Annotated in this window: 23 protein-coding genes and 1 tRNA gene; 20 read left to right on the forward strand and 4 right to left on the reverse strand. The window is 48.1% G+C overall.

All coding sequences use genetic code 11. The annotated features are described in order from the left end of the window. Nucleotides 1-5: 5 nt before the first annotated feature. On the reverse strand, nt 6-545 hold the full coding sequence (locus AC50X8_RS27515) for a phosphatidylglycerophosphatase A family protein (RefSeq protein ID WP_056039845.1): 540 nt from the start codon (nt 543-545) through the stop codon (nt 6-8). A gap of 139 nt (nt 546-684) precedes the next feature. Here AC50X8_RS27515 and AC50X8_RS27520 point away from each other — a divergent pair, with 139 nt between their 5' ends. The 3 genes from AC50X8_RS27520 (at nt 685) to rdgB (ending at nt 3,291) form a co-directional block, all read left to right on the forward strand. Further along, the gene (locus AC50X8_RS27520; protein WP_494882749.1) at nt 685-1,746 is read left to right on the forward strand and encodes a GerMN domain-containing protein; all 1,062 of its coding nucleotides are present in this window, start codon (nt 685-687) and stop codon (nt 1,744-1,746) included. 160 nt (nt 1,747-1,906) lie between these two features. Next, complete coding sequence (gene rph, locus AC50X8_RS27525) at nt 1,907-2,656, forward strand: ribonuclease PH (protein WP_056039848.1); 750 nt, start codon at nt 1,907-1,909, stop codon at nt 2,654-2,656. Beyond that, nucleotides 2,656-3,291, forward strand: coding sequence for an RdgB/HAM1 family non-canonical purine NTP pyrophosphatase (gene rdgB / locus AC50X8_RS27530; protein WP_494882754.1), 636 nt, complete (start codon nt 2,656-2,658; stop codon nt 3,289-3,291). Before rph ends, rdgB begins: the two co-directional genes overlap by 1 nt. A 69-nt stretch (nt 3,292-3,360) precedes the next feature. Here the strand turns inward: rdgB and AC50X8_RS27535 are convergent, their stop codons facing one another. After that, nucleotides 3,361-4,101 (reverse strand): glycosyltransferase, encoded by a 741-nt coding sequence (locus AC50X8_RS27535; RefSeq protein WP_494882759.1) that lies wholly within the window; start codon nt 4,099-4,101, stop codon nt 3,361-3,363. Between the two features lie 117 nt (nt 4,102-4,218). After that, nucleotides 4,219-6,066, reverse strand: a complete 1,848-nt coding sequence (asnB, locus tag AC50X8_RS27540; RefSeq protein WP_494882799.1) for an asparagine synthase (glutamine-hydrolyzing) — start codon at nt 6,064-6,066, stop codon at nt 4,219-4,221. Nucleotides 6,067-6,226: 160 nt separating this feature from the next. Here asnB and AC50X8_RS27545 point away from each other — a divergent pair, with 160 nt between their 5' ends. The 4 genes from AC50X8_RS27545 (at nt 6,227) to AC50X8_RS27560 (ending at nt 10,123) form a co-directional block, all read left to right on the forward strand. Beyond that, on the forward strand, nt 6,227-6,607 hold the full coding sequence (locus AC50X8_RS27545; protein WP_056039857.1) for a hypothetical protein: 381 nt from the start codon (nt 6,227-6,229) through the stop codon (nt 6,605-6,607). Next, nucleotides 6,591-6,725, forward strand: coding sequence for a hypothetical protein (locus tag AC50X8_RS27550; RefSeq protein ID WP_257790761.1), 135 nt, complete (start codon nt 6,591-6,593; stop codon nt 6,723-6,725). Before AC50X8_RS27545 ends, AC50X8_RS27550 begins: the two co-directional genes overlap by 17 nt. Nucleotides 6,726-7,062: 337 nt before the next feature. Next, a complete protein-coding gene (locus AC50X8_RS27555) occupies nt 7,063-8,322 on the forward strand; it encodes a TraB/GumN family protein (RefSeq protein WP_056039858.1) in 1,260 nt (419 codons plus the stop codon). A 214-nt stretch (nt 8,323-8,536) separates the two neighbouring features. Further along, nucleotides 8,537-10,123, forward strand: a complete 1,587-nt coding sequence (locus tag AC50X8_RS27560; protein ID WP_494882761.1) for a trypsin-like peptidase domain-containing protein — start codon at nt 8,537-8,539, stop codon at nt 10,121-10,123. Nucleotides 10,124-10,288: 165 nt separating this feature from the next. On the opposite strand, the gene AC50X8_RS27565 is transcribed toward AC50X8_RS27560, so the two are convergent. Continuing rightward, a tRNA-Arg gene (locus AC50X8_RS27565) sits at nt 10,289-10,362 on the reverse strand. A gap of 310 nt (nt 10,363-10,672) precedes the next feature. Here AC50X8_RS27565 and AC50X8_RS27570 point away from each other — a divergent pair. From AC50X8_RS27570 to ccsA, 13 genes are all read left to right on the forward strand, one after another. Continuing rightward, a complete protein-coding gene (locus AC50X8_RS27570) occupies nt 10,673-11,563 on the forward strand; it encodes a hypothetical protein (protein ID WP_056039864.1) in 891 nt (296 codons plus the stop codon). A gap of 88 nt (nt 11,564-11,651) precedes the next feature. Then, nucleotides 11,652-12,959, forward strand: a complete 1,308-nt coding sequence (gene tig / locus AC50X8_RS27575; protein ID WP_056039866.1) for a trigger factor — start codon at nt 11,652-11,654, stop codon at nt 12,957-12,959. A gap of 217 nt (nt 12,960-13,176) precedes the next feature. Further along, complete coding sequence (gene clpP / locus AC50X8_RS27580; RefSeq protein WP_056039867.1) at nt 13,177-13,761, forward strand: ATP-dependent Clp endopeptidase proteolytic subunit ClpP; 585 nt, start codon at nt 13,177-13,179, stop codon at nt 13,759-13,761. A gap of 23 nt (nt 13,762-13,784) precedes the next feature. Further along, nucleotides 13,785-15,041, forward strand: a complete 1,257-nt coding sequence (gene clpX / locus AC50X8_RS27585; protein WP_046229405.1) for an ATP-dependent protease ATP-binding subunit ClpX — start codon at nt 13,785-13,787, stop codon at nt 15,039-15,041. A gap of 94 nt (nt 15,042-15,135) precedes the next feature. Beyond that, the gene (gene ispG, locus AC50X8_RS27590; RefSeq protein ID WP_056039869.1) at nt 15,136-16,248 is read left to right on the forward strand and encodes a flavodoxin-dependent (E)-4-hydroxy-3-methylbut-2-enyl-diphosphate synthase; all 1,113 of its coding nucleotides are present in this window, start codon (nt 15,136-15,138) and stop codon (nt 16,246-16,248) included. A 301-nt stretch (nt 16,249-16,549) separates the two neighbouring features. Further along, nucleotides 16,550-18,253, forward strand: coding sequence for an ATP-dependent protease LonB (gene lonB / locus AC50X8_RS27595; protein WP_494882764.1), 1,704 nt, complete (start codon nt 16,550-16,552; stop codon nt 18,251-18,253). A gap of 37 nt (nt 18,254-18,290) precedes the next feature. Next, the gene (gene lon / locus AC50X8_RS27600) at nt 18,291-20,822 is read left to right on the forward strand and encodes an endopeptidase La (protein ID WP_494882766.1); all 2,532 of its coding nucleotides are present in this window, start codon (nt 18,291-18,293) and stop codon (nt 20,820-20,822) included. After that, nucleotides 20,819-21,406 (forward strand): ribosome biogenesis GTP-binding protein YihA/YsxC, encoded by a 588-nt coding sequence (gene yihA / locus AC50X8_RS27605; RefSeq protein ID WP_046229401.1) that lies wholly within the window; start codon nt 20,819-20,821, stop codon nt 21,404-21,406. Before lon ends, yihA begins: the two co-directional genes overlap by 4 nt. Before the next feature lie 278 nt (nt 21,407-21,684). Then, nucleotides 21,685-22,275, forward strand: a complete 591-nt coding sequence (locus tag AC50X8_RS27610; protein ID WP_056039874.1) for a hypothetical protein — start codon at nt 21,685-21,687, stop codon at nt 22,273-22,275. A gap of 228 nt (nt 22,276-22,503) precedes the next feature. Continuing rightward, a complete protein-coding gene (locus AC50X8_RS27615; protein ID WP_494882768.1) occupies nt 22,504-23,196 on the forward strand; it encodes a YjgB family protein in 693 nt (230 codons plus the stop codon). Between the two features lie 197 nt (nt 23,197-23,393). Next, entirely contained in the window at nt 23,394-23,792 is a 399-nt protein-coding gene (gene speD / locus AC50X8_RS27620) for an adenosylmethionine decarboxylase (protein WP_056039878.1), read from the forward strand. Between the two features lie 189 nt (nt 23,793-23,981). Further along, nucleotides 23,982-25,364, forward strand: coding sequence for a glutamyl-tRNA reductase (hemA, locus tag AC50X8_RS27625; RefSeq protein WP_056039880.1), 1,383 nt, complete (start codon nt 23,982-23,984; stop codon nt 25,362-25,364). A 46-nt stretch (nt 25,365-25,410) separates the two neighbouring features. Further along, nucleotides 25,411-26,223 (forward strand): cytochrome c biogenesis protein CcsA, encoded by an 813-nt coding sequence (gene ccsA / locus AC50X8_RS27630; protein WP_056039882.1) that lies wholly within the window; start codon nt 25,411-25,413, stop codon nt 26,221-26,223. The last annotated feature ends 13 nt before the right edge of the window (nt 26,224-26,236 follow it).

A 26,236-nucleotide genomic window follows, 5' to 3' on the forward strand; every position in this document is an offset into this window, starting at 1 on the left:
GACTTTTAATCGAGCGGGGGATTAGTTGCTCCTTCACGCTCCGCTTGCTTTCGATGAGCAATGCGGCTTGCAGCTGAGGCTGCAATAGCACCGATAATATCATCGAGGAAAGTGTGTACATCGCCGCTCGATTTATCGTTAAGCTTTTTCAAAATGCCGGGCTTCAGCTTGTCAATATAGCCGAAGTTTGTGAAGCCGATGCTTCCATATACATTGACGATGGACAAGGCGAGAATTTCATCGCAGCCGTACAGCCCTTCATCGTTTTTAATCATTTCCTGAAGCGGCGGCAGCAGCTTGCCTTCCTCGGCGAGCATGTCGAGCTGGATGCCGGTGAGCACTGCATTTTGCACCTCGCGCTTGGATAAAACAGCGTCAACATTTACGATGCATTCATCGATTGTTAGCTCTGGGAAATAATCCTTTTGCAAAAAATGCACGAGCTGGGCTACGGCGATTTTCGTAATGCCGCGCTTTACAAGCCACTCCTCCGTCGCTTCGGCAACCTTGCGGCTGTTCAAGCTGTATGGTTGTGGTGTTGTCATCTTGGTGTCCCCCTTATTGGATGTAATTTTGTGGACAAAACTGGTCTAAAACGGGGAAGGGCTCGTATACATATTACTACAAAATGAGAGTTGTACAAAGCCGCATGCGGCAAAAATCACTAGAGGAGGAAAAAACAAAATGGTTCAAACGAAATGGATTCGCCTTGCCGCGATAAGCGGTGTTATGGTTGTGCCTCTGCTGACCGCAGGGTGCGGGCTGTTCTCAACGGAGACAAGCAAGGAGATTGACCCGCCTCAGACGGAATCAACCAACGTCATTGACGGTACGAATACAGGACAGACAAGCAGCGTAAATCCACAGGGAGAAGAAACGCAGTTGACCGTATACTTAGAGGACAAAAATGGATACCTTGCACCAATCTCGCTGCTTACGACGCTTGGCGGCAAAGAAGCTGCCGGGCAGAAGGCGCTGGAAATGATGGTCGATGGCGGCGCTTATGCGAGCCAGCTTCCGGAAGATTTTCAGGCTGTGATTCCACAAGGTACTCAAATTAAATCCTACCATGTTGATCCACAGTTGAAGATGGCTACAGTAGAGTTTTCCGCTCCTTTTGCAGATTATACGGCAACGAAAGAGCGGGAAATCGTTGAAGCCATTACGTGGACGCTGACGGCGATGACCGGAATTGAAAAGGTGGAGCTATGGTACGAGGGCAGCAAGCTGAGCGAAATGCCAGTAGATGGTTTCCCCCTGGACCGTCCGCTTACTCGCTCAGTCGGCATCAACCTGGAAACAGCGGATGGCGTCAGCTCGGCTTACTCAACACCAGTTACACTGTATTTCTCCTCCCAAACATCCAATGAAGAGCAATATTATGTTCCCGTTACAAGGCTGATCGCAAGGCCTGAGTCGACGGTGAAGGCAGCGGTGGAGGAGCTGATTGCCGGCCCGCTTAACCGCAAGCAGCTGAATGGCGTGATGACCAATGATGTTCAGGTTACAAGTATTGAGCAGAAGGATGATACCGTAACGGTAGATCTTCAAGATACCGCCTATGAGAGCGGTCAAAATGCTCCTGCTGAAATGCTGCAGGCCGTCGTCTTATCTGTGACGGAAAATACAGGAGCAGCGAAAGTTCAAATCCGGTTGAACGGTGAAGCGAACGTTGTAGATGATCAAAATACTTCTTACAACGAGCCAGTCGGCAGACCGCATCATGTGAATGCGATGAAGTCATAAAAGTAAAATTTAAGCAAGGCATGGAGCCTGACGTGATGGCTTCGAGGCAGGGAGAGGGCGCATGGGCGCTCTCTTTTTGCGGTTACGGATGCTTTTCTAGTTTTACTTTGGTAAAATGGGTAGTATTGTGTTGAAACATAGGCTAGGAGGCTGCATTACGATGAGAACAGATGGACGTCAAACCAATGAGCTGCGACCGGTTACAATTACGGCGGGCGTAAATAAATATGCGGAAGGATCCGTCCTAATTGAGGTCGGAGAAACAAAGGTCATTTGTACAGCAAGCGTGGAGGAGCGTGTGCCTCCTTTTATGAAAAATCAGGGCAAAGGCTGGATTACAGCGGAATATTCGATGCTGCCCAGAGCAACCCATTCGCGCAATCATCGGGAGGCGGCTAAGGGCAAGCTGACGGGCCGTACGATGGAAATCCAACGTCTCATTGGCAGAGCTTTGCGATCTGTCGTAGATTTGCAGGCGCTTGGAGAAAGAACGATTACGCTCGATTGCGATGTCATTCAAGCGGATGGAGGTACGCGCACGACCTCGATCACTGGCGCTTTTCTCGCGCTTTGTCTGGCAGTGAACAAGCTGTCGACGAACGTCACCTTTACGAAATATCCGATTACGGATTATTTGGCTTCGGTGAGCGTGGGCGTTATTCAAGATCAGCCGATGCTGGACCTTGCCTATGACGAGGACTCCAAGGCCAAGGTGGACATGAACGTCGTAATGACAGGGAGCGGCCAATTTGTGGAGCTTCAAGGTACAGGCGAGGACGCGCCATTTTCCCGCAAGGAGCTGAATGAGCTTCTGGAACTGGCGGAGGGCGGCATTGCTGAGCTGATTGCAAAGCAGCGCGAGGTGCTTGGGGAAGCAGCAGGTCTGATCGGACGAGGAGCAGAGAAATAATGGAGCTAAGCAGCGAGATCATTCTGATTGCTACGAAAAATGAGGGCAAGGTCAAGGAATTTGCCCACGCTTTCGCGAAGCTTGGAAAGCGTGTAGTCAGCCTGAACGCATACCCAGAGTTTGCAGATATTGTGGAGGATGGCGATACATTCTCGGCAAATGCGCGAATTAAAGCGAAGGCGGCGGGCGATGCCTTTCAGGTGCCGGTGCTCGCCGATGATTCCGGCTTGAGCGTAGCAGCGCTTGCCGGTGCTCCGGGCGTATATTCGGCCAGATATTCTGGCGAAGGAGCTACGGACAGCTCGAATAATGCGAAGCTGCTTGCGGAGCTGAACCGCTTGGCGTTGCCTGAAGCGGCGGAGGCACTGGAGGATGGCACGAAGCTGCTGAGCCGTGCGCAGTTTGTATGCGTGCTGGCGCTGTATGATCCAGCGACGGGCGAGTTTATGGAAGCCGAAGGAACCGTTGACGGCTTTATTATGGACAAGCCGCGCGGCGATGGCGGCTTCGGCTACGATCCATTGTTTTGGCTGTCAACGCTTAATCGCGGCATGGCGCAGCTGTCCAAGGAAGAGAAGCAGCAGATCAGCCATCGCGGCCATGCGCTTAAGGAGCTTTTGCCGAAGCTGGTCTAGTGGCGAAAATAGGGCTACTCATAACTAAAAAGGAAGCGAGCACGCTGCGCGGCGTGTCGCTTCCTTTTTTTATAGACCGTTCTTGCTTTCACGTATCCATTTCAGCAGACCTTCATTTGTTGTAAGCGACTCTGCGCGATTTAAAAAATGAAGCGCCTTGGCGGGGTCAAACGATTTCATTTCCCTTCCAAGCTGCATCCAGAGGCGGGCATTTCCTTGATCTACTTTTAAATTTTGCTGCAGCAAGGTGAGATTGCGAACGGCCTTTTGCTTCATATCGACTACATTGTTATCATACCCGTCATGCAAAATATCAATATCGGATTGCAGCAGCTCCATGCCCTGTGTATCAACAATTTCATGAATCATATCTTTATAGCGCAATCTGCTTGGAAATAGTCGTAAATATGCTTTTTCATGAACGGTATTAACGACACCATCTACAGTATTATTATAACGGACGTACATGCCGACCTCGCGTCCCTGCTGATCCATTTCAGAAGTATATTGTCTTAGTTTATGAATTTGATCAAGCGGCAGTACATCATCATCATCTACAACGAATGTCCATTTATGCATGACGAGAGAAAGCGAGTAGTTTCGGGCCGCCGAAAAATCATTTATCCACGTAAAATGGTGCAGCTGTACTTTTTCATGTTCCCCAGCCAGCCGATTGAGAATGGGAAGAGTTTCGTCTGTTGAACCCGTATCAACGACTATAATTTCATCTACTGCATCCATAATGCTGTTTATTGCACGTTCTATTGATCTTTCTCCGTTTTTCACGATCATTGCGGCCGATACGCCCATGAATTAATCCTCCAGCTTGAATTCACGAATGAAAGGATGCAGCCAACAATGGTTCCACATTTTGTAACATTCGCTGCTCTAATTATACAATAAACCAGCCATTCGACAATGGTAGCATCATTTAATACGAATGCTGTACTCCTTCAGCCACAGATTCATTTGATACAAGTAAGCGAACAACTGGGGGCCAGACATTAATTGGCCGAACCAGGGGATATTGGAGCTGGCGTCAGCAGACTCGGCGAGCTCGCGCACTTTTTTGACATCAATGAGCGGGAGCAACGGGGAGGAGGAGTCGTTTAATAGGTCAAGCAGCAGCCCTTTGACAGCGGCCAAATAATTCGGATTATGCGTCTTCGGATACGGACTTTTTTTGCGAGTGAGCACATCATCTGGCAATACGCCGCGGAGCGCCTTGCGTAAAATGCCTTTTTCACGGTCCCCAGATGTTTTAATATCCCAGGGAATGTTCCATACATACTGTACGAGGCGATGGTCGCAAAATGGCACCCGGACTTCCAGTCCGGCAGCCATGCTCATCCGATCCTTCCGATCCAGCAGCGTTGGCATAAAGCGGGTAATGTTGAGGTAAGACATTTGCCGCATTTTGCGTACAGCCTCGCTTTCGCCGTCCAGATGGGGCACCTCTGCTACCGCTTGGGCATAGCGGTCGCCGATATAATCGAGCGGCTTAATCCATTTTTCTACATCCGGGGCGAGCAGGCTGGCACGCATATCTGAGGCGAGCGACCATGGGAAGGTGGACGCGTTCAGCGCATCCTCGCGGTGGAACCATGGATAGCCGCCAAAAATTTCATCGGCCGCCTCACCAGAAATGGCGACGGTCGCTTCTTTTTTAATTTCACGGCAAAACAAAAGCAGCGAAGCATCGACGTCTGCCATGCCTGGCAGGTCACGGGCGAAGGTGGCATCCCGCAAAGCGGCTACCAGCTCTGGCGTATCAAACTGCACCGAATGATGGACGGTATCGAGGTAGGTGGTCATACGCTCGATCCAAGGGGCGTCGCTGTTTGGCTGAAACGCATGAGCTTTAAAATGCTTGGCATTATCCGCATAATCGACCGAAAACGTATGAACGTTCCCTTGCCCGGTCTGCTCGTAATATTGCACGGCAAGCGTCGTCAAGGCGCTGGAATCCAGCCCGCCAGACAGCAGTGTGCACACCGGGACATCCGATACGAGCTGGCGCTCGGTCGTATCACGGAGCAGGTCGCGGACATGCTCGGCCGTTTCTTGAACGTTTTCCGTATGTGGGGAGCTTTCAAGGCTCCAATATTTCGCTTTGCGGATGCCCGCCTGTGACACGGTCATGCACTCGGCTGGCAGCAGCTCGGTAATATGCTTATAGACGCCATGGCCTGGCGTTCGTGCAGGACCAAGTATAAACAGCTCAGCAAGCCCTTCTGCACCGACCTCCGGCAGCACGTCAGGATGTGCTAAAATGGCCTTTGGTTCTGAGCCGAATAAAAACAGCCCGCTGGCTTGACTAATGAACAAGGGCTTGACGCCAAGTCTGTCGCGAGCCAAAAAAAGCTCCTGCTCTTCCACATTCCATATTGCGAAGGCGAATATGCCATTAAACCGTTCGACGCAAGCTTTGCCCCAATGCATAAAAGCAAGGAGCAGCACCTCTGTATCGCAGGTCGTTGTAAATTTGCTTCCAGCAGCCTCCAATTCCTTGCGCAGCTCACCTGCGTTGTATAATTCGCCATTATAGACGATGACAAATAGATCATCGTCTTCAGTGCGCCGAATCATTGGCTGGGCGCCATTTTCCGGATCGATGACACTAAGCCGCCGGTGTCCAAGCGCACAATGCGCTGATATCCAAGTGCCTGAGGCGTCAGGCCCGCGAAGCTCCAATGTTTTTGTCATTTTTTCCAAAGTGCTGCTGTCATGGGTTAGATCGCGCGTCCAATCAATCCAGCCGGTTATTCCACACATTGCCCTCATCCCTCTCTTCTGCAGGACTCCAGTCGCGATAATAATAGTCATATGCTGAAAAAAGGCATAAAATGTCTGTCCATCTGGGGAAGCTAGGGATGGCGGCGCGGCAAGCAGCTGTGTTTGCGGCATAAATTCGGAAGGGAGTGTCAGCTTGCAAATGAGACAAGGCGATGGATTGGATCAAACCCGCCGAAAATATTATGTATCCGTCCAGGCTGGGCAAATTCTTGAGGATCAAGGCGCAGCAGCCTACGAGCTGGAGATTATGGCGAACGAACGGGAGTTTATCCGCTTGCAGGAGCTATTTGAGGAGCTTTCGAGCATGGATGAATTGCAGACGTTCCATTTTGCCAAAACGCCGTTCAGCCCAGCTAGTGATGAAGAAATGAACTACGGCTACGATTCTTTAATTGTCCAAATTTATCAGCTTCTGCATGAGTATGGCACAGAATCAACGAAACGTCATATCGAGCAGATGGGACTGCCGCTTCATGAGGCGACAATGGGAGGGGGAGCAGAAGATGAGTCAATCACCTAAGGATAAAAGCTTGAAATTTGACGTAAACCCAAAGTTTGCCGAGCAGGTCGTCGATAAAAATCCTAAGCATGATGCGCAAAATAATCCGACTGGCAAACGTCGCGGCAATCAAAGATAAGCTATTTTTGACGTTAGCTAGCCAAAAGCTGTATGCGAACATTTTAATAACCTGATAGCGAATGCTTTACTGCTTCTCCTTACGGATTCGCCAATAAGCGAATGGTTAAGGCGTGTACAATGCGGTAAGCATTCGCTTTTTATTTTTCAAGAAAACCATAGGCTTTAAATATGGATTTAATTGAAAAACGCAGCGGTGGCGGGTATTGAAACCTGTGGGTGAAGAGGGTAAACTTACCAAGAGGGATGGAATGTAAAAGTGTGAAAGGGGGCTTTTAGGCTTTTACAACGGGCAAGCAGCATTCTTCTCTACTAATAAGGTTTTATAAGGAGTCCAAATGAAAAAAATTAGTGCTTTAATCATGTCATTATTTGTAGCTTTTTCCCTGTTTACTCCTGTACATGCGGCTGAGAAGCCAATAAGCGTCGTTATTAATGGCAGCGAAGTCAAATTCGACAATTTCGAGCCTGTTATTGAGAAGGGCAGCACGCTCGTGCCAATGCGTCCGATTTTGGAAGAGCTTGATGCGAAGGTCGTGTGGAATAAAAGCACGCAAACGGTAACCGCTACCAAAGAGGGCGTAGACCTGTCGCTGCAAATTGGCAACAAAACGGCTACGGTCAACGGCGAGAAAAAACAGCTTGAAGTGGCTCCAAAAACAATTAAAAATGTAACGTACATTCCGCTTCGTTTCATTGGTGAGGCAGCTGGCTATCAAGTAGACTGGAGCAAAGCGCTTCGCACGATTACTTTCACAGTTAAGGTCAATGCCGAAGGCAGCAAAGGCTTCCTGTGGAAAGTAGAAAAGAACGGCAATACCGTTTACTTGCTTGGTTCGATTCACGTGGCGAAAGACAGCATGTATCCGCTTCGCCCGGAAATTGAAGAGGCATTCAAAACCGCACAGCATCTCGCGGTAGAAGTAGACTTGACTAAGCTGGATGCAACTGCATTGCAAACTTATGCAAACAAACTGGGTACTTACTCGGATGGCACGACGCTGAAGGATCATGTCTCGGCTGAAACGTATGCGAAAATCGTTGCCTTGTTGAAGGCTAATAAATTACCAGAAAATGCATTTGATCCTTATAAGCCTTGGGCAGTAACACAATCTATTACTGCGCTGCAAATGCAGGGTACTGGCTATGAGACTAGCAATGGCATAGATCTTTATTTTACAGAAAAAGCGAATAAAGCGAATGTCCCTGTCATTTCCCTTGAGACAGCAGAAGGCCAGTTGTCGATGTTTGATCGTTTTTCTGATGCATTGCAGGAGAAGCAGCTGGTTGAAGCTTTAGATGCAGTAAGCCAGCAAGCACCTTCGGAGCCTACAGGCATTGATGCTTTAACGGATATGTGGGTAAGTGGCAGCGATGATGTACTCGTTTCAATGACAGAAGAAGTTGCCAAAGAGCCTGAATATTACAATGCTTTGATTAAAGACCGCAATAAAGGCATGACGGATCAAGTAAAAGGGTTTTTGAACGGCACTGATAAATCGACCTATTTTGTAGTAGTAGGAGCATTGCATATGTTGGGCCCTGACGGTATCGTGACGGTGCTTGAGAAAGATGGCTTTACCGTTGAAAGACAGTAGTAAATCGTTGCTATAATTGAATGATTAGGAATTAAAGACGCCATTTCTCCTGTTAATTGGGGAAGAAGTGGTGTCTTTTCTTTTTCCGTGTGGATAATGAATGCTATAATTTCGTAAAAATATTTTTATTTTAAAAATTAATCTTTTACTTACATAGCTATGTTGTAATATACTTCAATAAGCAGGAAGCATATAAACTGAAGGGATGTTTGAAGTGAAGAAAATAGTATTTTTTATCCTTATGATTTCGTTATTTATTCCAAGTGCTACAACAAGTTATGCAGCAGAAGGGAAATGGAAAGTATATTTGGATGGTACAGAGCTGACATTCAGCAATTCTCCATTTGTTAGTGAAGGCACGACACTAGTGCCCTTCCGCAATTTATTTGAAGCTTTAGGGGCAACGATTAGCTACAATGGCAAAACCAAAACGATCAATGCCAAAAAAGATAGCACAGAAATTATTTTAACGATCAATAATCCGATAGCTTATTCAAATGGGGCATCCTTTAAATTAAATGTGGCACCTAAGGCGATATCGGGTGTAACGTATGTGCCGCTTCGTTTTGTAAGTGAAACGTTAGGCTATGGCATTGAAGTGAAAAGCAAAAAAATATATTTGAATGCTGGAAATGCAACGGCGCCAACGACGGAAACGCCTGCTCCGACCACTACGCCGGCACCTACCCCAACCCCAACCGATCCTGCGAAAACGGGGGATATGACGATTGAGCAAATAGGCGAGCTGTCCGACCGGGTTGTGTATATTGAGGTAGTCGATCAAAATAATCAAGCAATCGCAAGCGGCAGCGGCGTAATTGTCGGTGCAAAAGGTGAAATTATAACGAATTATCATGTTATCGAAGGTGCTCATAAAGCGGTCATTTATACAAGTGATGAAGCAAAATATGTATCCAGCACTGTTTTGAATGCTGATAAGGATAGAGATCTGGCTTTGATTAAAATAGATTCGTCTAATTTGAACTTGCCAACCGTTACGATTGGTGATTCCTCCAAGCTGAAACTGGGCGAATCGGTCGTGGCGATCGGATCGCCGCTAGGCTTTACTAATTCTCTTACTTCCGGCGTGGTTAGTTCGAAGAGCAGAACGGTCGACGGTCAAAATTATATTCAAATTTCTACGCCTATCGATCATGGCAGCAGCGGCGGGGCTTTATTTAATTTGAGAGGCGAGCTGGTGGGCATTACAACTGCGCTTGTAGAAAGCTCTGCGGCCATTAATTTAGCAATTCCATCTACTGATGTAAGCACATTTTTGAAGAAGCCTCAGCAATCTAAATCTTATACTGCGGCAGCACCAGGAGAAACAACGTCTGGAAGTGCTCAAGCTGCAACGGTAAAGCAAATTGAAAATTTTCTGAATGATGAGTATAGCTACTTGACCCAGGATGGTTTAGATCTTGAGTTCACTTGGTTTGTTTCGTATTCTGAGGATACCAAGGGCATTGTAATTGGTGGAATCATTACGGATGCTGCTGATTATTCCAGCCTGATGAAAATGCAAAAAAAGGATGATATGGTTATACCGGATCTGATGTATTATATTGCGGAAGAACTGCACGATAACTTAAATGTTGAAAAAGCAGCCGTCGGTTTATACCTCGATACGTATTCAAAAACCTATCCTAGCGCTTACCCTGTCGAATCCATTGAAAGAGAAGGAACGGGGTACCGCGTATTCCATAATTTTATTTTCGGAATGTTCGATTATAAAGAAAAGAGAATGTATTACTCATTAGATATTTACGGGGATGAAGATCTAGAAAGCATTCGGATTTAATGTATTCGTAAGAGCTACAAGTATTAAAAACAAAAGAGTGGCTTCTCAAATTGAGAAGCCACTCTTTTGTTTAAATTCCAAATAAAAAAGCAGCGAAAGCGCACATTTTTGAAAAACGGTGTGCTTTCGTTGCTTTATCTAATTGAAATAAATGGAATTGAAGTACGTCCCAGGAGAGATTCGAACTCCCGACCGACGCCTTAGAAGGGCGTTGCTCTATCCAGCTGAGCTACTGGGACACGTAAGAATGAGTATAGCATGGCGGCCTGCATTTACGCAATAGGCAATTTCATGTTTCTGTTTGAAATCAGTTGGGTAAAAAAGCCACATGAATTAATATACACATTTTCAATGAGCAGGGCAAGCTTTTTTTGAAATTATGCTGCCGGATAAACGTATATTTTTATATTGCTCGCTTCCATGGTATAATCTATCGCAAGCAATGGACAGACGAAGCTGGAGTTTGACCGACAAGGTGGTGGTACCATTACAACTCCCAATGACTCGCATAATGAAGGCACAGGAAAAAACGTGTATTTGTTCCCGCGAATGTTGGATCAGTATCAAATTCAATTGACCCGGATGCTTGAAGCCGAGCAATACGGTGAAGCCAAGCGGCTGCTGCAGTTCCTGCTTTCCTGCAAAGGTGAGGACGAGCGCCACTATGAGGAATGGGAAAGCTTGCTTTCCTGGCTAGACATGGCTTTTCCGGAATATCGCGTGCCAGGTGAAGAGGACGCGATGAATCCAGCAGAGCAGGAAGCGGATGAGCAAGCGATACGTGAAGATCTGCTCAATCCTGCTGAGCAGGATGAAGGCTATGTGAAACAGGTGCTCTACATTATGAAGCATCACCCGATGATTGATCAGCAGATTTTGGCGCTGGAGCGGGCGGTATTCATTCGGGCAACCGAGGTGGATGACATCATTTCACAGTGGCTCACTACGGCGTCAGACGTTCATCCTATCGTGCAGTTCAAGGCGCTGCAATGCTTGCGCAAGCGAGGAGCGACCGGACGGCTTGTTATGGACAGGCTAGGCGAGCAAGTAGAGCTTGAGATTGAGGCAACGCCGCTTGCAATGGATGATTTCCCGCAGCCTGTCAATCGCATTTTGGAGCGCGTGGAAAGCATTACGGAGGCGGATGATCCATCGCTTCCACATTTTGCAAGAGAGTTGTGGAAAGATAGCTTGCAATTTTTATACGGCACGACCGCTTATACTTGGATGCTGCGGGATGATGAGGAGACGGTGGATTGCTACGCAGGAGCGCTGCACCAGACTTTGTTAATTACCGTATATGGCACCGTCAATGATGATGATATTCGAGATACATACGGCATTACAGAAGCACTTAGATTCCGTTACGAACAGGCTTGCCGGACGCTTCGTCAGGTAGCCGTTGTACCGCAGCCAGGGGATGAAGATCCCGAGCCTTGATAAAAAAGCTCAATACTATTATAATAGAATGGTTTATGAAACGTGAAATCTACGGATGTATGCGTATTTTTGGAGGGGAAAGCATAAAATGAAAGCAACTTGGGAAAAAATAGACAAGAACATCGTATCCATCGATGTTGAGGTTGGTGCTGAGAAAGTAGCAGTAGCACTGGATGAGGCGTTTAAGAAAGTCGTTCAAAAGGTTAACGTTCCTGGATTCCGTAAAGGTAAAGTTCCACGGGGCATGTTCGAATCGCGCTTTGGCGTAGAGAGCCTTTATCAGGATGCAATCGACATTTTGCTGCCTGAAGCTTACACAAACGCAATCGAAGAAAACGATCTTCAGCCGGTTGACCGTCCTGAAATCGATGTTGAACAATTTGGCAAAGGCCAAACGTTCAAATTCAAAGCTAAAGTTATCGTTAAGCCAGAAGTTGAGCTTGGCGAGTACAAAGGCCTTGAAGTTACAGCTGCAAGCACAGAAGTTAGCGAAGAAGAAATCGCTGCTGAACTGGAGCGCCTGCAGCAGCGTCATGCTGAGCTGACTGTTCTTGAAGAAGGTCCAGCTGAGAACGGCGATACAACTGTAATTGATTTTGATGGTTATGTAGATGGCGAGCAGTTCGAAGGCGGCAAAAGCGAAGGCTATTCGCTTGAGCTAGGCTCGAATTCGTTCATTCCAGGCTTTGAAGATCAAGTCGTTGGCATGCAAATCGGCGACTTCAAAGATGTTGAAGTGACTTTCCCGGAAGCGTACCACGCTGAGAACCTTGCTGGTAAGCAAGCGATTTTCAAAGTGAAGCTGCACGAAATCAAACGCAAAAGCCTGCCTGCTCTTGACGATGAGTTCGCTAAAGATGTCAGCGAATTTGATACGCTTGAAGAGTATAAGCAAGATCTTGCTGGCAAGCTGAAAGAAAAGAAAGCTAAAGATGCAGAGCAATTGCTTGAAGTTCAACTCGTTGAAAAAGCAAGCGAAGCTGCGCAAGTGGAAATTCCACAGCCAATGGTTGATACGGAAGTGGATTTCATGCTTCGCGATTTCGAAAACCGTCTTCGCATGCAAGGCATGACGCTGGACCTGTACTACCAGTTCTCTGGCCAAGACGAGTCCGTGCTTCGTGAGCAAATGGCAGGCGATGCAGCTAAACGCGTTCGCAACAACCTGGTTCTTGAAGCGATTGCTAAAGCAGAAAACATCGAGATTACAGACGAGGATTTGACAGCTGAGCTTGAAACGCTGTCGACTTCTTACAACCGTCCAGTTGAAGAGCTTCGTGAACTTTTCACGAAGAACGGCAACATTGACAGCCTGAAGCAAGATGTTCAACTTCGCAAAACAATCAAGTTCCTGAATGACAACAGCAAGATTGTTGAAGCGGCTCAGGAAGCTTAATCAATCAACTGAATATAAGCATTAACTTGAGAATAAGGCACGTCTACCCACGTGCCTTATTTTCAAACTACATAATGGTACAACCAAGCGCGGGGCAGTTCTCCGTACATATCAAGCATCGCCGTTCGCATAAGGTAGTAGTGAAAAATGACAGTGAGCTTTTGGCGTGTTACAATAAAGTTGGAAATTAAGCCATAAACGAAAAGAGGTTGGTCGGATGAATCTGGTACCTATCGTAGTCGAACAAACGAATCGCGGGGAGAGGTCTTACGATATTTACTCGCGTTTGCTCAAGGACAGAATTATTTTTCTCGGAAGTGCGATTGATGACGATGTTGCAAACTCCATCATTGCACAGCTGCTTTTTCTAACGGCCGACGATCCTGAGAAAGACATCCATCTGTACATCAATTCCCCTGGCGGTTCTGTAACGGCTGGCATGGGCATTTTTGATACGATGCAATATATTAAGCCGGACGTGTCTACGATTTGTGTAGGTATGGCTGCGAGCATGGGTTCCCTTCTGCTGACAGCGGGAGCCAAGGGCAAGCGTTTTGCGCTGCCTAACAGCGAAGTTATGATTCATCAGCCGCTTGGCGGCGTAAGAGGTCAGGCTACGGATATTAAAATTCATGCCGACTGGATTCTTAAAACGAAGCATAAGCTGAATAATATTTATGTGGAGCGTACCGGTCAGCCCTATGATAAAATCGACCGCGATACAGATCGCGATTATTTTCTTAGTGCGCAGGAAGCGTTGGAATACGGCTTGATCGACAAGGTTATTACCACGCCGATATAAGATTTTGATGAAGGGGTGATTCCATGTTTAAATTCAACGATGAGAAGGGCCAGTTGAAATGCTCATTCTGCGGCAAATCGCAGGAGCAAGTGCGTAAATTGGTTGCCGGTCCCGGCGTCTATATATGCGATGAATGTATCGAGCTCTGCACGGAGATTGTAGAGGAAGAGCTAGGTCATGAAGAAGAGCTGGACCTGAAAGACATTCCGAAGCCGCAAGATATTCGCGGTATTCTTGATTCCTATGTGATCGGACAGGAATTTGCTAAGAAGTCGCTTGCAGTTGCTGTTTACAACCACTACAAGCGCGTAAATTCTCAAAGCAAAATCGAAGACGTTGAACTGCAAAAGAGTAACATTTTGCTCGTTGGCCCTACAGGCTCGGGTAAAACGCTGCTGGCGCAGACAATGGCTAAAATTTTGAACGTTCCATTCGCAATTGCTGATGCAACCTCGCTTACTGAAGCGGGTTATGTGGGCGAGGACGTTGAGAACATTTTGCTCAAGCTTATTCAGGCGGCAGACTATGACGTTGAGAAAGCGGAGCGCGGCATTATTTATATCGATGAAATTGATAAGGTTGCTCGTAAATCCGAGAACCCTTCAATTACACGCGATGTATCGGGTGAAGGCGTTCAGCAAGCCCTGCTGAAAATTCTTGAAGGCACGGTAGCCTCTGTACCGCCACAAGGCGGACGCAAGCATCCACATCAAGAGTTCATCCAAATTGATACGACGAACATTTTGTTTATTTGCGGCGGTGCCTTCGATGGGCTGGAGCAGCTAATCAAACGTCGTATCGGCAAAAAAGTGATCGGCTTCAATTCTACTGGCGAAGTACAGAAGGATTTGAAAGCAGGCGAATACTTGTCGATGGTACTGCCGGAAGATTTGCTCAAATTCGGTCTTATCCCCGAGTTTGTCGGCCGTCTGCCTGTTATCTCGACTTTGGAGCCGCTTGATGAGCCGGCTTTGGTACGGATTTTGTCCGAACCTAAAAATGCGCTCGTTAAGCAATACCAGAAGCTGCTGGAGATGGACAATGTAAAATTGGACTTCGAAGAAGGCGCTTTGGAAGCGATCGCTAAGGAAGCAATCAAGCGCAATACAGGTGCCCGCGGCCTTCGTGCCATTATTGAGGGCATTATGCTTGATGTGATGTATGAAATTCCATCGCGCGATGATGTCAACACTTGCCTCGTTACGGAGCAGGCTGTTCGGGACAAAATTATGCCTGAGCTGACTGCGAAGAAGGGCAAGAAGAAGGAAGAAAGCGCCTAAATAATATTCATCACCGTCACTGTTCCACCCGCTGGGCGGCTTCATAGCTCGCATCAAGAGGGTGGACTTTGACGTTCATGGGAGAGATCACTGTATGTACACACGTAAAGATACGGTGCCTGTCAAAGTCGGCAACTTGACGATTGGCGGCAGCGACGAAGTCATCATTCAAAGTATGTGCACGACCAAAACGGCAGACGTAGAGGCAACTGTTGCGGAAATACTTCGGCTCGAGGAAGCGGGCTGTCAGGTCGTTCGCGTGACCGTCAACAATAAGGAAGCGGCGGAAGCGATTAAGGAAATAAAGAAGCGGATTCATATTCCTCTTGTTGCCGATATCCATTTTGATTATAGGCTCGCGCTTGCTGCAATTGAAAACGGCATTGACAAGGTTAGAATCAATCCCGGCAATATCGGCCGCCGCGAGCGTGTTGAAGCGGTCGTGAAAGCTTGCAAGGAAAAAGGCATTCCGATTCGTATCGGTGTAAATGCGGGCTCCTTAGAAAATCATTTGCTGGAGAAGTACGGCTATCCGACGCCTGAAGCAATGGTGGAGAGCGCTTTGTTCCACATTGGCATTTTGGAGGAGCTGGATTTCCACGATATTATTGTGTCGCTCAAAGCTTCTGACGTTCCGATGGCTATTGCTGCTTACAAGATGGCGGCGGAGAAGATCCGTTACCCGCTTCACCTTGGCATTACGGAAGCAGGCACGCTGCATACGGGCACGATCAAAAGTGCTGCCGGCATTGGCGCGCTGCTGACGCTTGGCATCGGCAATACGCTGCGTATTAGTCTAAGTGCTGATCCAGTGGAAGAAGTAAAGGTAGCTCGCGAGCTGTTGAAAACGTTTGGACTTATTACGAATGCGGCAACGCTCGTATCCTGTCCAACTTGCGGACGGCTTGATATTGACTTGTTCACGATCGCCAATGAGGTCGAGGAATATATTTCGAAAATCAAGGTGCCGATCAAGGTGTCAGTGCTAGGCTGTGCCGTCAATGGTCCTGGTGAAGCGCGTGAAGCAGATATCGGTATTGCAGGAGCTAGAGGCGAAGGGATGCTGTTCCGTTACGGAGAGCTGGTTCGCAAAGTTCCGGAAGCTGAGCTGCTGAACGAGCTGAAGAAGGAAATTGATATTATCGTTCACGCTTTTGAAGAAACAGGAGAAATTCCTGGCCGCAAGCATCATACGCCTGCCTTATAAACATGGCCGTGCTGTTGTTCATGTGAACGACGGCACGGTTTTTTTTGAAAATAAAGGAAAGTATAGCATTGCGCGATACCTTCTCTTAATTTCTCGGAATGAAACTCGCCGCGCCGCCAAAGGATGGCGACAGCCGTTTCATCTTGAATCAGCTTCTATATCTGAGCAAAACGGGCGTTGCCGCCAACGGAAGGCAACGCCGTTTACGCTTATATAGATGGTTATTTTTCTCCTGATGAGGCAATACTACCAGTTATGAACTTTATTGCCGGAGTGTGCCTTTGAGAGGAGCGGGTAACAAATGAATTTAAGTATTATTTTGATGTTGATTCAAGTGTTTTTTGCAGTGGTTATCGGTTTGTATTTCTGGAATTTGCTGCGCAATCAAAAAACGAATCGGTCTGCGGTTGACCGTGAGTCCCGCAAGGAAATGGATAAGCTGCGCAAGCTGCGTTCCATCTCGCTGACGAAGCCGCTTGCCGAGAAGACAAGGCCGCAGGCGATGCAGGATATCGTTGGCCAGCTGGATGGCCTGCGCGCGCTCAAAGCCGCGCTGTGCAGCGCAAATCCGCAGCATGTCATTATTTATGGACCGCCGGGCGTCGGGAAAACAGCGGCAGCTCGCGTTGTGCTGGAGGAAGCGAAGAAAAATGCGTCCTCGCCGTTTTTGCCTGAAGCGAAGTTTACGGAAATCGATGCAACTACTGCGAGATTTGATGAGCGCGGCATTGCAGATCCTTTGATTGGTTCCGTTCACGATCCGATATATCAAGGCGCGGGGGCAATGGGCGTTGCTGGTATCCCTCAGCCGAAGGCTGGCGCTGTAACGAAGGCGCATGGCGGTATTTTGTTCATTGACGAAATCGGAGAATTGCATCCCGTCCAAATGAATAAGCTGTTAAAAGTGCTCGAAGATCGCAAAGTGTATTTGGAGAGCGCCTATTATAATTCCGAGGACGTTAACATTCCTTCGTATATCCATGATATTTTTCAAAATGGCCTGCCTGCCGATTTCCGTCTTGTCGGTGCAACGACACGTTCGCCGCAGGAGCTGCCGCCCGCGATTCGCTCGCGCTGCATGGAAATTTTCTTTCGTCCGCTGCTTGCTGGTGAAATTTCCTCCATTGCCGAAAATGCGATTCGGAAAATTGGATTTTCCCCATGCCCTGAAGCAGTAGAGGTCGTGCAGCGCTATGCGACAAATGGCCGTGAAGCGGTAAACGTCATTCAGCTGGCCGCAGGCGTTGCTTTGTCCGAGAAACGAGATTGCATTACAGCAGCCGATGTAGAATGGGTTGTGAACAGCAGCCAAATTCCGCCGCGTCCAGAGCGCAAGGTGCCGGAGGCGCCGCAAGTGGGCGTTGTCAACGGTCTTGCCGTCTATGGCCCGAATATGGGCATGCTGCTCGAAGTGGAGGTCAGTGCTATTCCAGCTGCCAGCGGCAAAGGGCAATATACGATTACTGGAGTGGTCGAGGAGGAAGAGCTTGGCGGAGGCTCGCGTACGCTGCGCCGCAAAAGCATGGCGAAAGGCTCTGTCGAAAACGTTCTGACGATGCTGCGCCGGTATGGTCTCAATCCGCAGGATTATGACTTGCATATCAACTTCCCTGGCGGAACGCCGATTGATGGCCCGTCTGCTGGGGTTGCAATGGCGACGGCAATTGCTTCAGCGATCAAAAACGAGACCATCGACAACAAGCTGGCGATGACCGGGGAAGTTGGCATCCATGGCGACGTCAAGCCTGTAGGCGGCGTGCTGGCGAAGGTTGAGGCTGCTTTTCAGGCAGGGGCAGATACGGTCATTATTCCGCGTGAAAACTGGCAGGCCATTTTTGCTGATCTGAAAGGTTTGAAGGTCATTCCTGTGGAACGTGTAGATGAAGTATTTAATCTGGTGTTCCCTCTAGGAAATACGATCGTAAACGAAGTGGAAAACCACGTTCCAAACGAACGGTATATGGGGGCGGCTGTTCCCTATTTGCAGGCTGATTCCGCAGAATGATAAAATAAGGGAGACTTGAACTTTTGGAGGTGCTGGTGTGGGACCCGGAAAAACGAAAAACCGTCGGCTGCCCTTGCTTCCGCTCAGGGGGCTACTGGTATATCCCAGCATGGTGCTACACCTTGATGTGGGTAGGGACAAATCGGTTCGCGCGCTAGAGCGCGCGATGGTTGACGATCATATGATATTGCTTTGTTCGCAATCGGAAGTGAACATAGAGGAGCCGACCGAGGAAGATATTTACAGAGTCGGTACGATTGCGAAGGTACGGCAGATGCTTAAGCTGCCTAACGGAACGATCCGCGTGCTGGTGGAAGGCGTCCTGCGCGCGGAAATTATGGATTATTTGCCGACTGAAGAATTTTATGAGGTTATGGTTAAGGAATTTCCGGAAGAGGAAACGACCGACCCTGAGGTTGATGCGCTCATGCGCTCGGTGCTCAGCCAATTCGAGCATTATACTTCCTTATCCAAAAAAATCACGCCAGAGACGCATGCTGCGGTCTCGGATATCGATGATCCAGGGCGTCTGGCCGATGTCATTACGAGCCATCTGTCGCTCAAGATTAAAGACAAGCAGGATATTTTGGAGACGATCGATGTCCGTCAGCGGCTTGAGCGTCTGCTCGATATTTTGAACAATGAGCGGGAAGTGCTGGAGCTGGAGCGCAAAATCAGCCAGCGCGTCAAGAAGCAGATGGAGAAAACGCAGAAGGAATATTATTTGCGTGAGCAGATGAAAGCGATCCAGAAGGAGCTTGGCGAGAAGGAAGGACGCGCCGGCGAGGTTGAGGAGCTGCGCAGCCAGCTTGAGCAGGCAGGCGTTCCTGACCAAGTGAAAGAAAAGATTGAGAAAGAAATTGACCGTCTGGAAAAAATGCCGACCACCTCGGCTGAAGGCGGCGTTATACGCAATTATATCGATTGGCTTTTATCGTTGCCATGGAACAAGGAGACTGAAGATGATCTCAGACTATCCAAGGCGGAAGACATTCTCAATCAGGATCATTACGGTCTTGAAAAGCCGAAGGAGCGGGTACTGGAATACCTTGCGGTCCAGCAACTGGTCAAAAAGCTTAAAGGACCGATTCTGTGTCTAGTCGGCCCTCCAGGCGTTGGTAAAACGTCGCTCGCCCGGTCCATAGCGAAGTCGCTCGGACGCAAATTCGTTCGCATATCGCTTGGCGGGGTGCGGGACGAGGCAGAAATTCGCGGGCATCGCCGTACATACGTAGGTGCTATGCCAGGGCGCATTATTCAAGGCATGAAGACGGCTGGTTCAAGCAACCCGGTATTTTTGCTCGATGAAATCGACAAGATGGCAATGGATTTCCGCGGCGATCCGGCCTCTGCATTGCTTGAGGTGCTGGATCCGGAGCAAAATAATACGTTTAGCGATCATTTTGTTGAGGTTCCATTCGACTTGTCGAGCGTCATGTTCGTAACGACGGCGAATGCCATGCATAACATTCCGCGTCCCCTTCTGGACCGGATGGAAGTGCTGTACATTCCCGGATATACCGAGCTTGAGAAGCTGAAAATCGCTGAGCGTTATTTGCTGCCGAAGCAGAAGCGGGAGCATGGCCTTACTGATGAGCAGCTGCATGTGAGCGAGGAAACGTTGCTTCAGCTTATTCGCGATTACACGCGCGAATCCGGCGTGCGGAATTTGGAGCAGCAAATGGCTGCGATTTGCCGCAAGGCAGCGAAGCAAATTGTCGCATCGGGCACGGTTCCGATCAAGGCAGAGGAAGCTGCTGAGCAAGATGAGCCTGCTCTGAATGTGCTGGAAGCGGCATTTGGCGAGGGCGGAGAAGCTGCATCCCTATCTGGACGTCTAGAGAAGCAGCAAGAGGCTGCCTTGCAGTCTGAGCCGCAATCAGAGACAGAGCAGCCTGCTGAGGTGAAGCCGCTCAACGTTGATCTGGAGCTGCTTAAGGAGTGGCTTGGACCTGCGAAGTTCCGCTACGGCATGGCTGAGGCTGAAAATCAGATCGGTGCCGTTACAGGCCTGGCCTGGACGGAGGTTGGCGGCGATACGCTCGTTATTGAGGTGACCGTTATGCCGGGCAGCGGAAAGCTGACACTCACGGGGCAGCTCGGAGATGTCATGAAGGAATCGGCGCAGGCTGCGTTCAGCTATACGCGTTCGAAGGCGCTGGAGCTTGGCATTGACCCGCAGTTCCATGAGAAAAACGATATTCATATTCATATTCCGGAAGGTGCGATTCCGAAGGATGGACCGTCTGCAGGCATCACGATAGCCACTGCGCTCATATCGGCTTTGACTGGACGTTATGTGTCCAAAGAGGTCGCGATGACAGGGGAAATCACGCTTCGCGGACGCGTACTGCCAATCGGCGGACTCAAGGAGAAATCGCTTGCCGCCCACCGCGCAGGCATTAAGAAAATATTGCTGCCGAAGGATAATGAACGCGATCTGCGCGACATTCCAGACAGTGTGCGGAGCGAGATAACGTTTGTCCCAGTTGGGCATATTGATGAAGTCCTCCTGCATGCGCTGCTTCCGGCCAACACAGAAGAGAAAGCAGGAACACCTATATTATGAAGATTACACAAGCAGATTTTATTATAAGCGCGGTTCAGCCGCACCAATACCCGGAGGATGCCTTGCCAGAGATTGCTCTGGCAGGGCGTTCGAATGTCGGGAAGTCCTCATTAATTAATAAAATGATTATGCGTAAAAACTTGGCAAGAACAAGCTCGCAGCCTGGTAAAACCCAGCAGCTTAACTATTACCGCGTCAATGACAGCATCTATTTTGTCGATTTTCCTGGTTATGGCTATGCCAAAGTTTCTAAAACCCAGCGCGAAGCTTTTGGTCAAATGATTGAAAGATACATTCGCGATCGCAAGGAGCTTAAGCTGCAACTGCTTATTATCGATATTCGCCATGAGCCATCGAAGGATGACCAGCTTATGTACAATTGGCTCAAGCATTACAATATTCCAACCTGCATTGTTGCAACGAAAGCGGACAAAATCCCTAAAGGCAAATGGGACAAGCATATTAAAATGATCAAGACGACGCTGCAAGCAGACCCTCGTGATAAAGTGGTGCTCTATTCCTCGGAGACCGGCCAAGGCCGCGATGAATTATGGAGCGTTATTACGGAGACGATATCCACATAAGGGAGCAAGTGCGGCAACTTTTCACATAAGAAAGAGAATACAGGAAGATATGTGGGTCTCCTCGCATAATTTTCCCGTTTTTTCTGAAATATGCGAGAATTTCGGCACTGAGCGGCAGGAATAAATGGATGCAATCACGTATAATATAGGTAAGCAAGCGTGAAAGGGCGAATGGTCATTGGACGACGGATTCGTTTCAAATTTACGCAAAGCGGGTATAGAAGAATAGAATTGATTGTAGCATCCAATTGCAAGTTTAAAGAATTGAGGAGATTTTTATGGCTCAGCGGCTAGCCACAGAGTATGTAAATGCCAAACTGCAGTTAACGAATGAAGAGATGACCCAATTTGTCCGTTTTTTTGATGATCAGCAGCTTCACCTACAAGTGATGGTGCTCGATAACGGCAATCAGGAGCTGGTTCTCGAAGACGTAGCAGGGAGGGAAGAGATCAGACTGATCTTTGAGCGTCAACAAGACCGTTACGTTTGTGTGCTCACCTGCCGCCTTGTTCACCAGAAGCTAACCAATGCTATGCGCAAAGCTGTTTCAGCTTTCCATGGGGACGCCGTTGTTAATCGCATTTACAGCCATTATACAATGACCTACCACTATATACAGGGAGCCGTTCGTAAAATCGTTGAAACAACGAAGAGCGGCGCACGTGTTGTGTTCGAATACAAGGATACGATCGGGCAACTGGAGCGGGTATTCCGCAGCCGTTTGATTGAACGCGAGATTTCGATGGTGAATAATGCCATTAATGAGCTGCTTGATCTTCGGAATCAGACGAAAAATCAGACGGAAATCGCCGCAATTGATGAGCGTTTGGCCTCGCATACGCAGAAGCTGTTTGTGCTTGAGGCGTAATGATGCCATGGCTTGCAGACAGTAAACATAAGCTTATAGGAATCGCTGCTGCGGTTTCTTTTTTTTATTTTCAGGAAGGGCTGCTTGAGGCAGAACTATGAAGTGGTAATTTTTGGTTTTGATTGCATACTGCAACATTTAGAGGATAGAAGCAGTCCATAATAACGAAGGACAATCTTTTACGAGTAAAAGAAGCAGGAGCTTCACGTGAATCTGGAGGTATACAGCATGATAAAAACAACGGCATTCAAATCGTTTGCCTGTATGGCGGCAGCCGCAACTATGCTGCTGCTGGCTGCTTGCAGCGGAGCGGGGAATACTGCACCGACTGCTACCTCTGCCGTTCAAAGCAGCACGCCTGATGGCCAGCAACAGGCTGGACAAACATCAGATAGCCAGGAAACATCCGCTAACGGTCAGGAAACAGCGCCAGCAAGCTCGTCTGATGCTGGACAAGCAGGTCAGACGGCACATGCAGGGCAAGCGAGCGAAACACCCAGCATAGGCCAGCTTGTTGATTTGGCGAAGGAAGGTAAAATTCCCGAGGTGAAATACGCAGCGCATATTGCGCTGTTCGACGAGATTGAGCAGGATTGGGGTAAGGCTGACAGCACGGAGGCTGCGGGAAAAGGGATTTACGCAGCCTATACAAAACGGGGCGTTACGATCGGCTTCAACAAAGGCATGAAGGTGTTCGATATGCGTTCCTACGCGGCCAATTTGCAGCAGTTGTCTTACGTTGATATTGAGAAGTCACTGGGCAAAGCCGATGAAACAGCGACGAATGGCGACGATCAGATTTATGTGTACAAGGTGAATGATCAATACCAGCTCAAATTCATTATCCCGAAAGCAACCGGAAAGGTCGACCATATTTCCGTATTCAGTCCGCAGGATGCAAAAAATAATATGGCCGGCTGAAAAAAAAGGTTGCAATTCTGACGGATAGATGTTATTTTTAATCTCGTTGAAAACATCGTTTAACACAATAATAGGAACCAGGATTCACTCAGGACATGGTTATGTTGCGAGAGATTATTCCCTCGGGAAGTGAATGACGTAGGTCCTAGCGGATGAAATTTTTAAACATTTTATTCCTAGGAAGGGGGAACCGGAAGATGGAATACTCAACTTTCGGAAGACACGTTGCTGTTGATACTTGGGGAGTAGATTTCGATCTACTGAACAACGCTGAATTTTTGCAAGCCCAAATGGTGGAGGCTGCTGAAAGCTGTGGCGCTACTGTAATGTCGGTGCAATCCAAACAATTTGAGCCTCAAGGAGCAACCGTACTCGTGTTGCTGTCAGAGAGTCACCTCTCTATTCACACGTATCCTGAGAGAGGATTCGCCGCGCTTGATTGTTATACTTGCGGTGAAACCGTGGATCCACAGGTGGCTATCGATTATATGATTGCTGTGCTGAAGCCAACAACAACTCATGCAAAGAAGCTGATACGCGGTATGGGCGAATTGCAAGTTGAAGAACCGAAAATGAAACAAATCGAGCTCGTTTAAAGCTCTCACATGTATGATACAGAAATAACCATGGAAGCTTCCATGGTTATTTCTTTGTATGATTAGGGAATAATGGATTTGTGGTTCAAACTTTATTCATAAATGAAGGAAGTATGAATGTCGAACTGTGCTATAATGGCGTAGAAAGAATGAGACGCGGCAATTTGATAAGGGAGGCAGGTGACACATATGCACATTATTACAGTAGGTCTTAACTACCGTACAGCTCCAGTAGAAGTGAGAGAACGTTTTGCGTTTTCGGAAAAAGAGCTGCCAGAAGCTGTCAAACAGCTTATGAATACAGACAGCATTATGGAATGTGTCATTGTAGCGACCTGCAATCGGACAGAATTGTATGCGGTGGTGGACAGGCATCATTTGTGCGGGCATTATATCCGCAGCTTTATGGAGCAGTGGTTCAACCTGCCTAGGAAAGAATTTACGAATCATTTATATATGTACGAGGATGAGAAGGCGATTGAGCATCTATTCCGCGTTGCAAGCGGTTTGGATTCCATGATTATCGGCGAGACGCAAATTCTCGGACAAGTGAAGGATGCTTTCGCACTAGCCCAGCAGCAAAGAACGACGGGAACGCTTTTCAATACGCTGTTTAAGCAGGCGATTACGATGGCGAAGCGTGCGCATTCGGAGACGACGATTGGCGAATCTGCCGTATCGGTCAGCTATGCTGCCGTTGAACTGGGCAAGCGTATATTCGGCCAATTTTCCAAAAAGACGGTTATGCTGATTGGGGCTGGCGAGACCGGCGAGCTGACAGCGAAGCATCTGTATGCGAATGGGGCTGACCGGGTTATCGTCGTGAACCGGACGTATGAACGTGCCGTTCAATTAGCGGACAAGTTTAACGGAATAGCTTGCTCGATGGACGAAGCGGCGAATAGGCTGCATGAAGCTGATATTGTCATTAGCTCGACGGGAGCTGACAACTTCGTGCTTACGCGTCAGGTTGTCGCAAGCGCCATGCAGCGCCGGAGATCAAAGCCGCTGTTCATGATTGATATCGCGGTTCCTAGGGATCTTGATCCAACGATTGCTGCGGTGGACAACGTCTTTTTGTATGACATCGACGACTTGGAGGGCATTGTGGAAAGTAACTTGGAACAGCGCCGCAAGGAAGCCGCCAAAATCGAAACAATGATCGCTCAGGAAATGGATCTGTTTGAGCAATGGTACAAAACGCTGGGAGTCGTGCCGCTTATTCGGGCGCTTCAGACGAAAGCGGCAGAGATTCATGAGGAGACGTTCAACAGCTTGACGAACAAGCTCCCGGATCTGGACGAGCATGAGCTTAAAGTAATCAGAAAGCTGACGAAGAGCATTGTCAATCAAATGATGCAGGACCCTATTTTGCGGATTAAGGAAATGGCCGGAGAAAGACGTGCTGAAGAAGCGATGGACATGTTTGTAAAGCTTTTTGCACTGGAAGAGCAATTGGACAAGTCGCAGCAAGCTGAGCTTAAAGCGGAAGCTGCCGAGGCGGCTGCAGCAAAAATGAAAAATGTGCAATCACCTGCAGCTACGGCAGCATTGGCTTCTGCCCTTCGGTAGAAGCACGCTCTTGACAGACGCATAGGGCGGCGATGTGGAGGCATTTATGGCAACGCTAAACTGGTTGTATGACGCGATACTTTATGTATACGCCCTGAGCCTTCTGTTTTATTTCTCCGATTTTATGGACGCAAGCCGGAGAGCGAAACGGATGGGTACAGGGCTACTTATTTTTGTATGGATATTACAGACGTTGTTTCTCATTTCGCGAATTGTGTCGCATTTTGAAGTGGCGACGATATCAACCTTTGAATATTGGCTGGGTTTTTGCTGGCTCTTGGTCTCTATATCGCTTGTAATCAGCCGTTTTTTCAAAATAGAGTTTATTGTATTTCTCGTAAACGTCATTGGATTTTCCGTGCTGGCGCTTAATCTTTACAGCAAGCCGGGCAATGAGGCGATGTTCGCGATTTCCACAACAGCAAGAGAGCTGCTGATTGTGCATATTAGCCTCGTGCTTGTTTCCTATGTGTCGCTGACGATAGGCGTTCTTTTCGCCGGGATGTACATTTTCCTGCATCGGGAGCTGAAGGAGAAACGCTGGTCCAAATATGTAAGAAGGCTCCCCAGCCTTGATAAAATTGAGCGATATTCTGATCGCGCTGTCATTATCGGCGTTCCGCTGCTTGCTTTGTCGCTGTCGCTTGCAGTGACGCTGCTGCTCATTGAGGGGCGTTCGATGCTGCTGCTGGATTGGAAAGTTATTACTTCTTTCCTCGCTCTAATTGTATATATTATTTTTGTTGTAAATCGGTCGTTGCTTAATCGCACGAGCACACAGCTTGCAAAGCTGCATATTGTGGCGTTCAGCTTTCTAGTTCTCAATTTGCTGGCAAGCTACGTATCTAATTTTCATTAGAAGTTAGGTGAGG

This window comes from Paenibacillus sp. JT22N15, assembly GCF_059383755.1.

What these genes read in the sequence shown, in the direction of transcription:
- AC50X8_RS27550 (WP_257790761.1), top strand. Translation starts at nt 6,591, where the DNA reads ATGAGTCAATCACCTAAGGATAAAAGCTTGAAATTTGACGTAAACCCA.
- AC50X8_RS27610 (WP_056039874.1), top strand. Translation starts at nt 21,685, where the DNA reads ATGGCTCAGCGGCTAGCCACAGAGTATGTAAATGCCAAACTGCAGTTA.
- speD (WP_056039878.1), top strand. Translation starts at nt 23,394, where the DNA reads ATGGAATACTCAACTTTCGGAAGACACGTTGCTGTTGATACTTGGGGA.
- lonB (WP_494882764.1), top strand. Translation starts at nt 16,550, where the DNA reads ATGAATTTAAGTATTATTTTGATGTTGATTCAAGTGTTTTTTGCAGTG.
- ccsA (WP_056039882.1), top strand. Translation starts at nt 25,411, where the DNA reads ATGGCAACGCTAAACTGGTTGTATGACGCGATACTTTATGTATACGCC.
- clpX (WP_046229405.1), top strand. Translation starts at nt 13,785, where the DNA reads ATGTTTAAATTCAACGATGAGAAGGGCCAGTTGAAATGCTCATTCTGC.
- rph (WP_056039848.1), top strand. Translation starts at nt 1,907, where the DNA reads ATGAGAACAGATGGACGTCAAACCAATGAGCTGCGACCGGTTACAATT.
- tig (WP_056039866.1), top strand. Translation starts at nt 11,652, where the DNA reads ATGAAAGCAACTTGGGAAAAAATAGACAAGAACATCGTATCCATCGAT.
- yihA (WP_046229401.1), top strand. Translation starts at nt 20,819, where the DNA reads ATGAAGATTACACAAGCAGATTTTATTATAAGCGCGGTTCAGCCGCAC.
- AC50X8_RS27515 (WP_056039845.1), bottom strand. Translation starts at nt 545, where the DNA reads ATGACAACACCACAACCATACAGCTTGAACAGCCGCAAGGTTGCCGAA.
- AC50X8_RS27555 (WP_056039858.1), top strand. Translation starts at nt 7,063, where the DNA reads ATGAAAAAAATTAGTGCTTTAATCATGTCATTATTTGTAGCTTTTTCC.
- AC50X8_RS27615 (WP_494882768.1), top strand. Translation starts at nt 22,504, where the DNA reads ATGATAAAAACAACGGCATTCAAATCGTTTGCCTGTATGGCGGCAGCC.
- rdgB (WP_494882754.1), top strand. Translation starts at nt 2,656, where the DNA reads ATGGAGCTAAGCAGCGAGATCATTCTGATTGCTACGAAAAATGAGGGC.
- AC50X8_RS27520 (WP_494882749.1), top strand. Translation starts at nt 685, where the DNA reads ATGGTTCAAACGAAATGGATTCGCCTTGCCGCGATAAGCGGTGTTATG.
- AC50X8_RS27545 (WP_056039857.1), top strand. Translation starts at nt 6,227, where the DNA reads ATGAGACAAGGCGATGGATTGGATCAAACCCGCCGAAAATATTATGTA.
- AC50X8_RS27535 (WP_494882759.1), bottom strand. Translation starts at nt 4,101, where the DNA reads ATGGGCGTATCGGCCGCAATGATCGTGAAAAACGGAGAAAGATCAATA.
- clpP (WP_056039867.1), top strand. Translation starts at nt 13,177, where the DNA reads ATGAATCTGGTACCTATCGTAGTCGAACAAACGAATCGCGGGGAGAGG.
- AC50X8_RS27570 (WP_056039864.1), top strand. Translation starts at nt 10,673, where the DNA reads ATGTTGGATCAGTATCAAATTCAATTGACCCGGATGCTTGAAGCCGAG.
- hemA (WP_056039880.1), top strand. Translation starts at nt 23,982, where the DNA reads ATGCACATTATTACAGTAGGTCTTAACTACCGTACAGCTCCAGTAGAA.
- asnB (WP_494882799.1), bottom strand. Translation starts at nt 6,066, where the DNA reads ATGTGTGGAATAACCGGCTGGATTGATTGGACGCGCGATCTAACCCAT.
- ispG (WP_056039869.1), top strand. Translation starts at nt 15,136, where the DNA reads ATGTACACACGTAAAGATACGGTGCCTGTCAAAGTCGGCAACTTGACG.